16 protein-coding genes and 1 other RNA gene are annotated in these 13,929 nt (G+C 66.3%); 10 read left to right on the forward strand and 7 right to left on the reverse strand.

Features of this window, described 5'->3' with window-relative positions:
- The first annotated feature begins 35 nt into the window (after positions 1 to 35).
- Positions 36 to 992, forward strand: coding sequence for an NAD(P)/FAD-dependent oxidoreductase (locus BST47_RS10245; RefSeq protein WP_083125403.1), 957 nt, complete (start codon positions 36 to 38; stop codon positions 990 to 992).
- Positions 979 to 1,659: a class I SAM-dependent methyltransferase gene (locus BST47_RS10250; RefSeq protein ID WP_083125404.1), complete on the forward strand. Its 681-nt coding sequence runs from the start codon at positions 979 to 981 to the stop codon at positions 1,657 to 1,659. The genes BST47_RS10245 and BST47_RS10250 overlap by 14 nt, the downstream gene beginning before the upstream one ends.
- On the opposite strand, the gene BST47_RS10255 is transcribed toward BST47_RS10250, so the two are convergent.
- The 5 genes from BST47_RS10255 to BST47_RS10275 form a co-directional block, all read right to left on the reverse strand.
- A complete protein-coding gene (locus tag BST47_RS10255; RefSeq protein WP_083125405.1) occupies positions 1,625 to 2,329 on the reverse strand; it encodes a 2OG-Fe(II) oxygenase in 705 nt (234 codons plus the stop codon). The genes BST47_RS10250 and BST47_RS10255 overlap by 35 nt on opposite strands.
- Entirely contained in the window at positions 2,329 to 2,841 is a 513-nt protein-coding gene (locus BST47_RS10260; RefSeq protein WP_083125406.1) for a methylated-DNA--[protein]-cysteine S-methyltransferase, read from the reverse strand. Before BST47_RS10260 ends, BST47_RS10255 begins: the two co-directional genes overlap by 1 nt.
- 106 nt (positions 2,842 to 2,947) lie before the next feature.
- Positions 2,948 to 3,469 (reverse strand): methyltransferase family protein, encoded by a 522-nt coding sequence (locus tag BST47_RS10265; protein ID WP_083125407.1) that lies wholly within the window; start codon positions 3,467 to 3,469, stop codon positions 2,948 to 2,950.
- Entirely contained in the window at positions 3,470 to 3,907 is a 438-nt protein-coding gene (locus BST47_RS10270) for a VOC family protein (RefSeq protein ID WP_083125408.1), read from the reverse strand.
- A gap of 10 nt (positions 3,908 to 3,917) precedes the next feature.
- Positions 3,918 to 4,373, reverse strand: coding sequence for a helix-turn-helix transcriptional regulator (locus BST47_RS10275; protein WP_083125409.1), 456 nt, complete (start codon positions 4,371 to 4,373; stop codon positions 3,918 to 3,920).
- A 21-nt stretch (positions 4,374 to 4,394) separates the two neighbouring features.
- Between BST47_RS10275 and rnpB the strand changes: the two genes are divergently transcribed.
- The 3 genes from rnpB (at position 4,395) to BST47_RS10290 (ending at position 5,735) form a co-directional block, all read left to right on the forward strand.
- Positions 4,395 to 4,793: RNase P RNA component class A (rnpB, locus tag BST47_RS10280), an RNA gene on the forward strand.
- Between the two features lie 67 nt (positions 4,794 to 4,860).
- Entirely contained in the window at positions 4,861 to 5,532 is a 672-nt protein-coding gene (locus tag BST47_RS10285) for a GntR family transcriptional regulator (RefSeq protein WP_083125410.1), read from the forward strand.
- A complete protein-coding gene (locus BST47_RS10290) occupies positions 5,529 to 5,735 on the forward strand; it encodes a sigma factor-like helix-turn-helix DNA-binding protein (RefSeq protein ID WP_083125411.1) in 207 nt (68 codons plus the stop codon). The genes BST47_RS10285 and BST47_RS10290 overlap by 4 nt, the downstream gene beginning before the upstream one ends.
- Positions 5,736 to 5,745: 10 nt before the next feature.
- Here the strand turns inward: BST47_RS10290 and BST47_RS10295 are convergent, their stop codons facing one another.
- Positions 5,746 to 7,215, reverse strand: coding sequence for a CYTH and CHAD domain-containing protein (locus tag BST47_RS10295; protein WP_083125412.1), 1,470 nt, complete (start codon positions 7,213 to 7,215; stop codon positions 5,746 to 5,748).
- Between the two features lie 85 nt (positions 7,216 to 7,300).
- On the opposite strand from BST47_RS10295, the gene BST47_RS10300 reads away from it, so the two are divergent.
- A complete protein-coding gene (locus BST47_RS10300) occupies positions 7,301 to 8,080 on the forward strand; it encodes an enoyl-CoA hydratase/isomerase family protein (RefSeq protein ID WP_083125413.1) in 780 nt (259 codons plus the stop codon).
- Here the strand turns inward: BST47_RS10300 and panB are convergent.
- A complete protein-coding gene (gene panB, locus BST47_RS10305; RefSeq protein WP_083125414.1) occupies positions 8,077 to 8,913 on the reverse strand; it encodes a 3-methyl-2-oxobutanoate hydroxymethyltransferase in 837 nt (278 codons plus the stop codon). The genes BST47_RS10300 and panB overlap by 4 nt on opposite strands.
- A 157-nt stretch (positions 8,914 to 9,070) precedes the next feature.
- Here panB and BST47_RS10310 point away from each other — a divergent pair, with 157 nt between their 5' ends.
- The 4 genes from BST47_RS10310 (at position 9,071) to glnA (ending at position 13,897) form a co-directional block, all read left to right on the forward strand.
- Positions 9,071 to 10,462, forward strand: coding sequence for a WS/DGAT/MGAT family O-acyltransferase (locus BST47_RS10310; protein ID WP_083125415.1), 1,392 nt, complete (start codon positions 9,071 to 9,073; stop codon positions 10,460 to 10,462).
- Between the two features lie 45 nt (positions 10,463 to 10,507).
- Positions 10,508 to 12,019, forward strand: coding sequence for an alpha/beta hydrolase (locus tag BST47_RS10315; protein ID WP_107528918.1), 1,512 nt, complete (start codon positions 10,508 to 10,510; stop codon positions 12,017 to 12,019).
- Positions 12,016 to 12,456 carry a GNAT family N-acetyltransferase gene (locus tag BST47_RS10320; protein WP_234809645.1) on the forward strand — a complete coding sequence of 147 codons (441 nt, stop codon included), beginning with the start codon at positions 12,016 to 12,018 and terminating at the stop codon, positions 12,454 to 12,456. Before BST47_RS10315 ends, BST47_RS10320 begins: the two co-directional genes overlap by 4 nt.
- Before the next feature lie 100 nt (positions 12,457 to 12,556).
- Positions 12,557 to 13,897, forward strand: coding sequence for a type I glutamate--ammonia ligase (gene glnA, locus BST47_RS10325; protein ID WP_083125418.1), 1,341 nt, complete (start codon positions 12,557 to 12,559; stop codon positions 13,895 to 13,897).
- The last annotated feature ends 32 nt before the right edge of the window (positions 13,898 to 13,929 follow it).

Here is a 13,929-nt window from a genome sequence, read left to right on the forward strand (position 1 = left end):
TGGCACTTCTGCCATGGCGCCTGCAAGGTGGAGTCATGGACAACATCTGGGACTGCATCATCGTCGGAGGCGGTGCGGCCGGCCTGAGTGCCGGATTGGTGCTCGGACGGGCACGGCGGCGCACTCTGCTCGTCGATGCCGGAGCGCAGAGCAATCTGCCTGCTCATGGCATCGGCGGCCTGCTCGGACACGACGGACGGAGTCCGGCCGAGCTATACGAGATCGGGCGGAGTGAGCTATCGGTATACCCGAGTGTCGAGGTGCGCAGCGGCGAGGTGGTGACCGGCGAACGGTCGGAAGGCGATTTCGTCCTGCAACTGGCCGACGGCACGCGCGAGCGCACCCGACGCGTACTGCTGGCCACCGGCATGGAGTACCGCCCGCCGGAGTTGCCCGGCCTCGCGCAGCTGTGGGGCGGATCGGCGTTCCACTGCCCGTTCTGCCACGGCTGGGAGATGCGGGACCAACCGCTGGCCGTCCTGGCCCGAGGTCCGCGTGCGGTCCATTCGGCGCTGTTGCTGCGCGGCTGGAGCGACGACATCGTCGTGCTGACCGACGGGCCCGACGGCCTGGAGGATGACGACCGCGTCCGGCTGGCCCACGCGAACATCACCATTGACGAGCGACGCGTGGCGGAACTGGACTCCGAGAACGGCGAATTGAGCGCCGTCGTGTTCACCGACGGAACCCGGCTGGCGCGCAAGGGGTTACTCGTCGCCACCACCCTGCATCAGCGCTCGAACCTGGCCGAAGCGCTGGGCGCCGAGCCCGCCGACCCGACACCGGTTGCGCAGAACCCGATCGCGGTGGACGGCTTCTACCGAACGACGGCACCCGGGGTGTTCGCCGCAGGCGACCTGAGCGTGCAGATGCCACAGGTGGCGGCGGCGATCGCGAGCGGCTCACACGCAGCCGCGGCGGTAGTGCAGAGTTTGATGGCCGACGAATCCGGTCTGGCCGTTCCTGAAGGGAGACAACGTGTCAACGCCTGACGCCAAGGAGCATTGGGAGCAGCACTACGGCGAACGTGACCGAGTGTGGAGCGGACGGGTCAACCTGCGCCTCGCCGAGGTGGTTCCCGGACTGCCGGTCGGTCGAGCACTGGACCTCGGTTGCGGCGAGGGAGCGGACTCGGTGTGGCTGGCAGAGCGTGGCTGGGCTGTAATCGCCGCGGATATCTCGGATACCGCGCTGCAGCGCGCTCGTTCAGCAGCCGAGACGCGCGGTGTGCTGGACCGGATCGACTTTCAGCAACACGACCTGTCACAGACATTTCCGGACGGCGAGTTCGACCTGGTGAGTGCCCACTTCTTGCACTCCACCCTGCCGCTGGATCGCACGCGCATCTTCCTGCGGGCAGCCGCGGCCCTGAAACCGGGCGGCACGCTGCTGATCGTGGACCACAGCGCCCCTCCGCCGGGTGACTCGAAGCTCGATCACCACCGCCATATGTTCCTGAGTCCGGAGGAGGTCGTCGCCTCACTGAATCTCTCAGCTGCGGAGTGGGAGCCGGCGCAGACGAAAGTGGTCGAGCGAGAGGTGAACTGGCCCGACAGGGAGCCTTTCATCTGGCACGACAACGTGATCGTGCTGCGGCGGCGGCCAGCTTGTAGCGCTGCATCTCTCACGCCGCGTCGTGGAACACCAGGCCGAGCGTGAACCGCTGGCCCGAGCGGACCGTTGAGACGCCGTGCCGGACCGGTGCCGCCGACCAGCCGCGCGCCGATCGGACCGGTCGCTCCCGGGTGGTGAACACGAAGCCGTGACCGCATGGCAGCAGTGTGGAGGTGCCGCGCGACTGGGCCCGGGGGCGCTGCTCGACGAGCAGGAATTCGCCGCCGGTGTGGTCGACGCCCGGCTCGCTCAGGTTGATCACGACCTGCAGTGGAAAGACCAACTCGCCGTACAGGTCCCGATGCAGTGCGTTCCAGTCTCCAGCGCCGTATTTGAGCAGAATCGCGGTCGACTTCGTTTGGCCGGCCACGTGGCACATGTCGAGCCAGTCGTCGAGGGTGTCCGGCCACGGGGATGGGCGGTTGAGCTTGGCCCACCAGTCTCGCGCGATCGGCAGTAGGCGTGGGTACAGCGCCTGCTTGAGTTCTTCGATCGGCGCGGGGTAGGGCCGGCGGAAGTATCGGTACTCGCCCTCGCCGAACCGGTATCTGCGCATGTCGATGGTCGAGCGGAACATGTGGTCGTCGAGGTAGTGCCGCTTGATCGCCTCAGCCTCGGCATCGGTGAGCAGCCGGGGTAGCAGTGCCCCGCCGAACTCGTTGAGCTCAGCGGTGATTGCGTCCCAATCACCCGAGTCGACCCGTTTCCGATGCATCAGAACAGCCTCGCCGCCTTGACGTCGGCGCTCTCCTCGAGTTCGAGCAGGAACTGCTTGCGCTTCAGCCCGCCCGCGTAGCCCGTGAGTTGACCGTTGCTTCCGACCACACGGTGACAGGGGATGACGACGCACAACGGATTGCGGCCGACCGCTTGGCCGACTTCCTGCGGCGTCGTTCCGTCGGCAAGAGCAATGGCGAGCTCCCCGTAGGTGATGGTGCCGCCGAAGGGGATGTCGGACACCATTTTCCAGACGCGTAACTGCCGTTGGTCGCCCCGTAGGCTGACAGGCAGGGCGATGTCGGCGCGGTTTCCCGCAAGGTAGTCCGCCAACTGGACGCCCGCCTCGGCAAGCAGGGCATCGGAGTCCGCGTCGACCCGCGCTCCGAAGGTGGATGGGTCGGTGCGATGCCAGTGATGCTTGAAGTACACGCCGATGAGGGCGTTGCCGTCGGCGACCAGGGTGAGCTCGCCGAGCTGGCTGTCGATGACGCAGTGTCGAGTGTTCATATCCTGTAAACGACGGTGGTCGGCGAGACGTGAGATCGATGCATGACAATCGGGCGGGATGTCAGGAATGGCCGAGTGTGCGCTGAGATCGGCGATTCACCTGCTTTCAGGCGATTTTGCGATCTGACTGCACACCAGGCGGCCGCCACGGCGTGAGGCGTGGAGTCCATGCGGGCACATTGCGCCGGTATTCCTCGTACTGCTCGCCGTAGGTGCGCACCAGCGTCGGTTCCTCGTACCAGTGCACGAATGACGCCGTCGCGATCCAGCCGATCACCGCGTAGACCACCAACCACAGGCTGTCGAAGAGCAGCGCCTGACCCAGGATCGCGGTCAACAGGCCGACGTACATCGGGTTCCGGACGAAGCGGTTGAACCCTCCGACGACGAGCCGTTCGGTCGGCGCGACGGGCATCGGAGTCCCGCCTGCCTTGGTGAACTGGACGAACGCGTGAATGGGCGGGATCAGGCCGGCGACGACGAAGACCGCCCCCAGCACCAGACGTAACGGCGGGCTGGACTCGGGGATCTCCCAGCGGGTGATCAGCCACGGGCCCAGCCCGACGAACGTGCCGGGCGCCACGACGAAGAACGCCGCCGAACCCAGTGCTGCGGTGGTGGTTCGCACCTAGACAGTATCGGCGGGCAGCGGTGCTAATTGGGTCAATCGCACGCTGTTGCCGGACGGATCACGAAATCCGGAGTCGATGCCGTATGGCATCTGATGCGGCGGCTCGGTGAATTCGACGCCGCGAGCAGTCATCTCGTCGTAGTCGGACTGGATGTCTTCGGTAGTCAGGAACACGGTGCCGGCGAAGCCCTTGGCGGTGAGCTCCTGCACCTGCTTGCGCGTGACCTCATCCATCACAGGTTCGCCGGGGACCGCCATCAACACGATCGACACGTCGTCCTGGCCCGGCGGACCGACCGTGAGCCACCGAAACGTGTTGTCCATATCGGGCAGCGAAACATCTTGGCGCACTTCCATTCCGACGTTCTCGGTCCAGAATTTCAGTGCGACATCCTGGTCGTGTACCCACAGGTGGGCGCTTGCAACTTTGATCATGTGAACGACGCTACGTTCGGTCGTCGTCGCCCGTCTTCTCCCCGTGTGCTGTCTTGCGCACGCGGCTGTCGGCGGGCGGCCGGGTGTCGCGCGCGAGGATGCAACTGGGCACTCGCGCGTAGATCGCTGCCGGCGGCATGCTGGCCCGATACGCCGCGGGAGGCATGCCGTACACCCGCGAGAAGCTGGTGGTGAACGACCCGACGCTCTGCAGTCCCACCATCACGCAGATGTCGGCCACCGAGCGGTCGGTGTGGCGCAGCAATGACGCCGCGCGCTCCAGTCGCCTGGTCTGCAGATATGCCCGGGGAGACTCCCCGAACGTCCGGGTGAACATCCGGCTGAAATGGGCCCGCGACAGTCCCGCCGCGGCGGCGAGATCGTCGACGGTGATGGGATCCGCATAGCGTGCGTCGACCAGATCCTTGGCCCTCAGGAGATAACGGGCCGGGGGAACCTGGGACATGAGCTAAGTTTATTGCGCGGATGAGTTGGCCGGGCGGCCGCGGATCATCGCTAGATGATTCGAGGAAAGTCCGGACTTCGCAGAGCAGGGTGATTGCTAACAGCAATCCGAGGTGACTCGCGGGAAAGTGCCACAGAAAACAGACCGCCGCCCTGGAGGCGGTAAGGGTGAAACGGTGCGGTAAGAGCGCACCAGCATTCCGGGTGACCGGAATGGCTAGGCAAACCCCACCCGAAGCAAGGCCAAGAAGGCCGCACCTGGTGCGGCCGCGCAGGCGCTCGAGGGCTGCTCGCCCGAGCCTGCGGGTCGGCCGCTCGAGGCACCCGGCAACGGTGTGTCCAGATGGATGGTCGCCGCTTCACCGCCGTGATCACTCGCGGCGGTGCGGAACAGAATCCGGCTTACAGGCCAACTCATCCCTCTTTCCATGCTTCCTCACAGCCAGCGTCTGTATACAAGAGTTCAAGATCGTAGACAGGACAACGCTATGGCATCCGAAAGTTCCGCAGCGCGCATCGCCGCACAGCTGCGGGCCGAGATCCTGCACGGGGACGTCGCGCCCGGCGCCAAGCTCGCCCAGGTCGGCCTCGCCGAACGGTTCGGCGTCAGCCGGATCCCGGTGCGCGACGCGTTGGCGCTGCTCGCCGGCGAAGGCCTGGTGCAGCCGCTGTCCAACGCCACCGCGATCGTCACCCGCATGTCGATCGAGGAACTGCAGGAGTTGTACGACCTGCGGCTGTCGATCGAGCCGAAGACCACCGCGATCGCCGTCCCCCACGTCGGCCGCGCCGAGATCATCTACATGCGAAAGCAGCTGGCGATCATGTCCGAGCCAACCGATGCGCGCACCTGGCTCGCGGCCAACACCGAATTCCACGCCGCGGTCTACCGACGGTCCAACCGCCCGCGCACGATCGAACTGATCGAGCACCTGCGGCGGCTGACCGATCGCTACGTGTACCTGCACCTCGAGGTGATCGGTCAGACCGGGCACATCGGCAGCGAGCATGCCGAGATACTGGCTGCCGTCGAACGCGGGGATGCCGCCACCACGGCGCGTCTCATCGGCGACCACCTCGTGAAGGCGCACGACCACATACTCGACTACCTCGTCGACCATCCTTCGGTGCTCGACCCGCATGCGGTGCTCTCACCATGACCGACGGCAGGGTGATTCGACAGGCCATGGCGATGCTGCCGGTTCCGCACCGCGCGCTCATCTACCGGGCTTACTACCTCGGGCGCACCACAGCGCAGATCGCCTCCGAGTACTGCACCACAGAACCGGTCGTCCGTACCGAGCTGCACGAGGCGATGCTCGAGCTGCGCCGCATTCTGCGCGGAGCCCACGCAGCCGTCTGAGTCACGACTCCTAGCGAACGGACTTGCCCAGCTTCTTCAGTGCGGCGCCGAGGCTGTCCTCGGCCCGGCGTGCGACTTCGGCTTCAAGCTGATAGAGCACCCCGTAGGTGAAGGTGTCCTCGCCGGCGGCGTGCGCGACGGCGGCCTCCTTGCTGAGGTGATCCCGACTGACGACGCTGTCCTGGTGATCGCCGAGCAACGACTGAATGGCCTTCGCGCGGTCGGACACCTTGTCGTCACCCGTCGCCGACGCGGTATACCGAAGTCGTTTGGCGCGCTTACGGATTCGGTGCAAGGCTTCGTCCCGCTCGGTGTCGGACTCGGCGGAGTCCGCTGCCTTGGCCGCCTTGCGGACCTTCTTGTACGCGGCGTCGATGGTCAGCGTTGTGGGTTCTTCGTCACCGGGCAGGGGCGGTGGCGGGGGAGCGGCCACCAACGCCTCGAGAGCATCGAGCAGCCGGAAGTAGCGATCGGAGCGCATCGCGATCAGCGACCGCCGGTGCCCCGCGGAGTAGCGCTTCTTCGCACCGTCGACCAGTCGCTCGCGCACCGGACCGCGGATCAATTCCGCGGGCAGTTCGTCGAGTGCTTTCTCGTACTTCTCGGCGAGCACCTCGGCGTCGCGCGCCACACCCAGCACGGCCGCCAGCTGGCGCAGTTCGTCGAGGATCCAGGCGTCGTCGGTGATCCCGAACGCGTCCTCGGACGACTGCAGCAGGCTGCGGATCTTGCGCGTCGTGACCCGCATCTGGTGCACGGAGTCGTAGACGTCGGCGCGAACCGCCCGATCCCACTCCAGCAGCTCGTCCACATGTCCGGCCACCGCCCGGTGGATCGGATCGTCGGGCAGCTCCGACGGCTCGGACTCGGCCGTCGATTCGAGCACCCTGGCCAGCTTGGAACCGTGGCCGGCAGGTACCGCACCGGCATCCAGCAGCCTGTTCGCGAGCCGCTCCAGCAGTTCTCGGTCGCCACCCTCGGCGAGCTCGAGCTCCCATTCGCGCCACCGTTGTTCCGCGCCGTCCAGCCCGGCAGAGGCGGTGACCTGGTCGTCGCAGAACTCCGCGAGCACCACGCCGTCAGGTCCGTGGAGCAAGTCGACGGTGCGCTCGGTCGAGATTCGCGCCACGGGAGCCAACGGGCGGTCCCGCACGATGGCCAACACGACGTCGCGCAGCGCCTCCGGCACGTCGTCACCCGAGCTGTCCAGCGGCTCCCGCACCTCGGTGCGGGCGTCGGCGCCTGCGGGCAACTTGAGGTGCCATCCGGCGTCGGGTCCGCCGGTGCGGCGGCGCAACGTGATGCGGTGCGCGGCGAGGTCGCGGTGAGGGGTGTCGAAGTAGACGGCGTCGAGTTGCTGCACGGGAGAACGCTTCACCGACGCGACCGCTGAGAGCCCGTCGAATGACGGGGAGACGGTGGAGTCGACGACGTCGAACTTGCGCTCGACCTCCAGATAGCTCGAAGTGGATTTGCCCATGGTGCGGGCAAGACTGCCACATTCAGGTAAACGAGCAGCCCGGGGGAGCAGTTGGGCAGCTCGACAGCGGCGATAAAGTCCAGGGGTGACCGACTACGAAACCATCGAATTCGAGCCGTCCGGTGCCATTACCCGGATCACCCTGAACCGGCCCGACGCCGCAAATGGAATGAACAACACCATGACTCGCGAGCTCGCCGATGCCGCACGGCGCTGCGACACCGCGGCGACGAAGGTGGTCGTGCTCACCGGTTCGGGTCGGTTCTTCTGCGCCGGAGGCGATCTGAAGTCCTTTGCACCCGCGCCCGACAGGGGCCTGCACATCAAGGGTGTCGCGAACGATCTGCATCGCGCGATCTCCAGCTTCTCCCGGATGGACGCCGTGCTCATCACCGCGGTCAACGGCACCGCCGCCGGAGCGGGCTTCTCGATCGCGGTGACGGGCGATCTCGTCCTCGCCGCGGAGTCGGCGTCGTTCACGATGGCCTACACCAAGGTGGGACTCTCGCCGGACGGCAGTTCGTCGTACTTCCTGCCGCGTCTCATCGGTATCGCCAAGACCAAGGAACTGATGCTGACCAACCGCACTCTCTCGGCCCAGGACGCCGCACAGTGGGGTCTGGTCACCGAGGTGGTGCCCGACGATCAATTGGCCGCACGTGCCGACGCCCTGGCGGAGAAAATGGCGGCCACCTGCGCCGGGTCCAACGGCTCCGTGAAGGCACTGTTGCTGTCGACGTTCAACAGCGGTCTCGAGGAGCAGATGGAATTCGAGAGCCGGCTGATCGCCGAGCGCGCCAACTCCGCCGACGGCCGCGAAGGCGTCGACGCCTTCATGGCCAAGCGGAAGCCGGACTTCTCCTAGAAGGAGTGCTCTTCGGCCGGGAACGTCCCGCTGGCGACCTCGTCGGCGTACTGCGTTGCGGCGCGGCTCAATTCGGCGCCCACATCGCCGAAACGTTTGACGAACCTGGCGGTCTTACCGCTCGTCATGCCGGCCATGTCCTGCCACACCAGCACCTGCGCATCGCAGTTGGGTCCGGCTCCGATGCCGATGGTGGGGATGGTCAACTTGCCGGTGATCTGAGTCGCCAGCTCAGCGGGAACCATCTCGAGCACCACGGCGATGGCCCCGGCTTCCTGCACGGCGATTGCGTCGTGGACGGTCTGCTCGGCGCCGTCGCCGCGGCCCTGGACGCGGAACCCGCCCAGGCTGTTGACGCTCTGCGGGGTGAATCCGATGTGCGCGACCACAGGGATGCCGGCCTGAGTCAGCGTCGCGATCTGATCGGCTACGCGCTCGCCACCCTCCAGTTTGACCGCACCCGCGCCGGTCTCCTTCATGAACCGGGTGGCGGTCGCAAGGGCCTGCTGCGGGCCTGCCTCATAGCTGCCGAACGGCAGGTCGGCGACCACGAGTGCGTGCGAAGCGCCGCGGACGACGCCGCGGACCAGCGGGATGAGCTCGTCGGGGGTCACCGGGACCGTGGTGTCGTAGCCGTAGACCACGTTGGCCGCCGAATCGCCGACCAGCAGGACGGGAATGCCTGCATCATCGAATATGCGGGCGGTGGAGAAGTCGTAGGCCGTCAGCATGGCCCACTTGTGGCCTTCTGACTTCCACTTCTGCAGGTGAAGGGTTCTTATTTTAGGCCGCGGCTTATCCGCCGCAGCGCCGTAGACAGTCTGCTCAGACATCGTTGTCCCTCACGGGTTGGTCGGGTCGATCCTCGAGGCCCATCCGGGTCCCCGGGTTCGTCTGACCTGTTCAGTCTGCCACTTCGGGCGCCGAAGTTGAAAGGCGCGTTGAGTGGATTTCCTCACACCGGGCTCAGCCCGGCCTAACATCGGCGGCATGCAACGGTTAAGCGGACTCGACGCCAGTTTCCTGTATCTCGAGACCGCGCAGCAACCGCTGCATGTGTGCTCGATCCTCGAGCTGGACACGTCGACCATGCCAGGCGGCTACACCTTCGACAGATTCCGCGACGCGTTCGACCTGAGGATCAAGGCGATGCCGCAATTCCGGGAGAAGCTCGCCGACAGCCGGTTCAACCTCGACCATCCAGTGTGGGTGGACGACAAGGATTTCGATGTCGACCGGCACCTGCACCGCATAGGGCTGCCATCGCCGGGAGGCCGGCGCGAGCTGGCCGAGATCTGCGGGCACATCGCATCGTTGTCGCTGGACCGCAGCCGGCCGCTGTGGGAGAAGTGGGTGATCGAGAACGTCGACGGCACCGACCCGCAGGAGGGCGGACGCATCGTCGTGATGACCAAGGTCCATCACTCCGGTGTCGACGGGGTTTCGGGAGCCAACCTCATGTCGCAGCTGTGCAGCACCGAAGCCGACGCCCCACCTCCCGACCCGGTCGACGGTCCCGGTGATGCGAGCGAGCTCGAGATCGCGGTATCCGGCGCCCTCAAGTTCGCCACCCGGCCGCTGAAGCTGATCAATGCGCTGCCGTCGACCCTGTCGACGGTCGTGGACACTGCCCGCCGGGCCCGCGGGGGCAACGCCATGACGGCCCCGTTCGTCGCTCCCAAGACCGCGTGGAACAGCAACGTCACCGGACACCGCAACGTGGCGTTCGCGCAGCTGGACCTCGAGGACATCAAGACCGTCAAGAACCATTTCGGGGTCAAGGTCAATGACGTGGTGATGGCGCTGGTGTCCGGTGTGCTGCGCAAGTTCCTCGACGATCGCGGTGAGTTGCCGGAGAACTCGTTGGTCGCCATGGTGCCGGTGTCGGTGCACGACAAGTCGGACCGGCCCGGTCGCAACCAGGTGTCGGGCATGTTCTCCAAGCTGGAGACGCACATCGAGGACCCGGCGGAGCGGCTGAAATCCATCGCCGACTCGAATTCGGTTGCCAAACAACATAGTTCGGCGATCGGGGCGACCCTGCTACAGGACTGGACCCAATTCGCGGCACCCGCGGTGTTCGGTGTGGCGATGCGGGTCTACGCCGCCAGCCGGCTGAGCGGGGCCAGGCCGGTGCACAACCTCGTCGTCTCCAACGTCCCGGGCCCACAGGTTCCGCTGTACTACCTGGGCTGCGAGGTGGACGCCATGTACCCGCTGGGGCCGATTTTCCATGGCTCGGGTCTGAACATCACCGTGATGTCGCTGGCCGGAAAGCTCAACGTCGGCATCGTGTCCTGTCCGGAGTTGCTGCCCGATCTGTGGGACATGGCCGACGACTTCAAGGCCGCCCTCGACGAGTTGCTGAGCGCCACGCGATAGCCGCCTAGCCAGCGCGGATGTGCGGTCATGGCAGCATGTGGTGCCATGAGCCTGAAGATCGGCGTCCAAGTGACGGCGTTGATGTTGCTGGTCGCCGGTTGCACGAATCTGGTCGAGGGCCGCGGCGTTGTCGCCGTGCCCCCGCCGGGATCGCCGATCGAGTGGGGCGAGTGCGAGAACTCGTCCTCCGACGGCGAACCGGCACCCGTCGGTGCCGAGTGCGGAATGTTGTCGGTTCCGGTGAACTGGGCCGAGCCTGACGGCGAGGTCGCGCGGCTGGCGATGATCCGGTTCAAGGCGACCGGAGACAAGATCGGCTCCCTGATCGTCAACCCCGGCGGTCCTGGCGAGTCGGGTGTCGCGGCGGCGACCAGCATGGTCGGGCTGCTACCCGACAGCGTCCGCCAACGATTCGATCTGGTCGGCTTCGACCCGCGCGGCGTGGCGGCCTCCACGCCCGCGGTGTGGTGCAACTCCGACGCGGACAACGACCGGCTCCGCGCCGACCCTCAGGTGGACTACACGCCCGAGGGTGTCGAGCACATCGAGTCCGAAACCAAGGCGTTCGTTCAGCGTTGCGTCGACAAGATGGGCGACGAGTTCCTCGCCAACGTCGGAACCGCCAGCGTCGTCAAGGATCTCGACGCGATGCGGCAGGCTCTCGGCGACGAGAAGCTGAACTATCTGGGCTACTCGTACGGCACCCGCATCGGCGCGCTGTACGCGGAGGCCTATCCCGACAAGGTGCGCGCGATGATCCTCGACGGCGCCATCGACCCCAACGCCGATCCCACCGAGGCCAACATCCGCCAGGCCAAGGCATTCCAGACCGCGTTCAACGATTACGCCGCCGACTGCGCCGAGAACGCGGACTGCCCGCTGGGCACCGATCCCGCCAAGGCGGTCGACGTCTACCGCAGCATGGTCGACCCGCTGGTGGAGAACCCGTTGAAGACGCGTGATCCGCGCGGGCTGAGCTACTCCGACGCGATCGTCGGCACCATCCTGCCGCTGTACTCGCCGAATCTGTGGCGCCACCTCACCCAGGCCCTCAAGGAGATCGAGGACGGGGAGGGCGACACGATGCTGGCGCTGGCCGATCTCTACATGGGCCGCGACGAGAACGGCCACTACAACAACTCGACCGACGTCCGCGTGGCGGTCAACTGCGTCGACAAGCCGGCGGTGACGGACCGTGCCAAGGCCATCGAGGAGGACCGGCGGGCTCGTGAAGCGGCGCCGTTCATGAGCTACGGCGAGTTCACCGGGCACGCTCCGCTGGGGACGTGCGCGTTCTGGCCAGTCCCTCCGACGACCGAACCGCACGAGATCAAGGTCGACGGGCTGCCGCCGATCCTGGTGATCTCGACGACCAACGACCCCGCCACCCCGTACGAGGCGGGCGTCGACCTGGCGCGTCAGCTGGGTGGCACGCTGGTCACCTTCGTCGGCACGCAGCACACCGTCGGCTTCCAGGGCGAGGGCTGCATCGACGACATCGCGGCGTCGTACCTGGTCGATCTCACGGTCCCGCCCGAGGGCGTCCGTTGCGAGTGAACATCACCGGTGTCACGGCTTCGGATCTGCCGGAGCTGTTACCGATGATGCGCGGCTATTGCGACTTCTATCGCGTGGAGCCGTCCGATGAGCGCCTGCTGGCCCTGTCGAACTCTCTGATCGACCACCCCGACGAGGGTGTGCAGCTGATCGCGCGCGTCGACGGAACACCGCTGGGATTTGCGACGATCTACTGGACCTGGCAGACGTTGTACGCCGCTCGCGTCGGCGTGCTCAACGATCTGTACGTGGAGTCGGCGGCCCGTGGCAACGGCACCGGCCGGACGCTGATCGAGCGGGGTCTGCAGCTGTGCCGCGACCGCGGTGCCGAGAAGTTGGTGTGGGAGACGGCCCCTGACAACGCGACGGCGCAACGGCTATACGACGGAATCGGCGCGGCGAAGTCGACCTGGCTGAGCTACGAACTCGACGCCTGACCGTACGCACTGCCATGTCAAGCCGCCCGATTTACCTGCTCTTCGCGCAAGCGCTCATCGCCGTAACACAGATTTAACAGCCGGTGCATACCCTGCGGATATGGACCGGCAGAAGGAATTCGTGCTGCGCACGCTGGAAGAACGCGATATCCGCTTCGTCCGGTTGTGGTTCACCGATGTGCTCGGTTACCTCAAATCGGTCGCCATCGCGCCCGCCGAACTCGAAGGCGCGTTCGAGGAGGGCATCGGCTTCGACGGTTCGGCGATCGAAGGCTTCGCCCGGGTTTCCGAGGCCGACATGGTGGCGCGGCCCGATCCGTCCACGTTCCAGGTGCTGCCGTGGACGTCCAGTGCCGGCGACCACCACTCAGCGCGCATGTTCTGCGACATCACGATGCCCGACGGTTCGCCGTCGTGGGCGGACTCCCGCCACGTGCTGCGCCGCCAGCTGTCCAAGGCCAGCGATCTCGGCTTCTCCTGCTACGTGCACCCCGAGATCGAGTTCTTCCTCCTCAAGCCGGGTGAGTACGACGGCAGCGTGCCCGTCCCCGCCGACAACGGCGGCTACTTCGACCAGGCCGTGCACGACGCCGCGCCGAACTTCCGCCGCCACGCCATCGACGCACTCGAGCAGATGGGCATCTCGGTGGAGTTCAGCCACCACGAGGGCGCCCCGGGCCAGCAGGAGATCGACCTGCGTTACGCCGATGCGCTGTCGATGGCCGACAACGTGATGACCTTCCGATACGTCGTCAAGGAGGTCGCGCTCGGCGACGGTGTGCGGGCCACGTTCATGCCCAAGCCGTACTCCGAACATCCCGGCTCGGCGATGCACACCCACATGAGCTTGTTCGAGGGCGAGAACAACGCCTTCCACAGCCCCGATGACGTGTTGCAGCTTTCCGATGTCGCCAAGTCGTTCATCGCGGGCATCCTCGAACACGCCAACGAGATCAGCGCCGTCACCAATCAGTGGGTGAACTCCTACAAGCGGCTCGTCCACGGCGGCGAGGCGCCGACCGCGGCGAGCTGGGGAGCGGCCAACCGGTCGGCGCTCGTGCGGGTCCCGATGTACACACCGCGCAAGGCATCGTCGCGACGCGTCGAGGTGCGCAGCCCCGACTCGGCGTGCAACCCCTATCTGACCTTCGCCGTCCTGCTCGCCGCGGGGCTGCGCGGCATTGAGAAGAACTACGTTTTGGGTCCCCAGGCCGAGGACAACGTGTGGAACCTCACCCCCGAGGAACGCCGCGCGATGGGCTACAAGGAGCTGCCGGGCAGCCTCGGTGTGGCGCTCACCGAGATGGAGAACTCCGAACTCGTCGCAGAAGCGTTGGGGGAGCACGTGTTCGACTACTTCCTGCGCAACAAGCGCGCCGAGTGGGAGAACTACCGCAGCCACGTCACGCCCTTCGAGCTCAAGACCTACTTGTCGCTGTAGCCGTCTGTAATCCAGCCCCCGGAGCTGGTGCG

This window comes from Mycolicibacterium tusciae (assembly GCF_002086795.1).
Taxonomy (GTDB): Bacteria; Actinomycetota; Actinomycetes; order Mycobacteriales; family Mycobacteriaceae; genus Mycobacterium; species Mycobacterium tusciae.

Coding starts and splice junctions, on each gene's coding strand:
- BST47_RS10290 (WP_083125411.1), top strand. CDS start 5,529: ATGACCGACGGCAGGGTGATTCGACAGGCCATGGCGATGCTGCCGGTT.
- panB (WP_083125414.1), bottom strand. CDS start 8,913: ATGTCTGAGCAGACTGTCTACGGCGCTGCGGCGGATAAGCCGCGGCCT.
- BST47_RS10275 (WP_083125409.1), bottom strand. CDS start 4,373: ATGTCCCAGGTTCCCCCGGCCCGTTATCTCCTGAGGGCCAAGGATCTG.
- BST47_RS10295 (WP_083125412.1), bottom strand. CDS start 7,215: ATGGGCAAATCCACTTCGAGCTATCTGGAGGTCGAGCGCAAGTTCGAC.
- BST47_RS10315 (WP_107528918.1), top strand. CDS start 10,508: ATGAGCCTGAAGATCGGCGTCCAAGTGACGGCGTTGATGTTGCTGGTC.
- BST47_RS10260 (WP_083125406.1), bottom strand. CDS start 2,841: ATGAACACTCGACACTGCGTCATCGACAGCCAGCTCGGCGAGCTCACC.
- BST47_RS10310 (WP_083125415.1), top strand. CDS start 9,071: ATGCAACGGTTAAGCGGACTCGACGCCAGTTTCCTGTATCTCGAGACC.
- BST47_RS10245 (WP_083125403.1), top strand. CDS start 36: ATGGACAACATCTGGGACTGCATCATCGTCGGAGGCGGTGCGGCCGGC.
- glnA (WP_083125418.1), top strand. CDS start 12,557: ATGGACCGGCAGAAGGAATTCGTGCTGCGCACGCTGGAAGAACGCGAT.
- BST47_RS10285 (WP_083125410.1), top strand. CDS start 4,861: ATGGCATCCGAAAGTTCCGCAGCGCGCATCGCCGCACAGCTGCGGGCC.
- BST47_RS10255 (WP_083125405.1), bottom strand. CDS start 2,329: ATGCATCGGAAACGGGTCGACTCGGGTGATTGGGACGCAATCACCGCT.
- BST47_RS10270 (WP_083125408.1), bottom strand. CDS start 3,907: ATGATCAAAGTTGCAAGCGCCCACCTGTGGGTACACGACCAGGATGTC.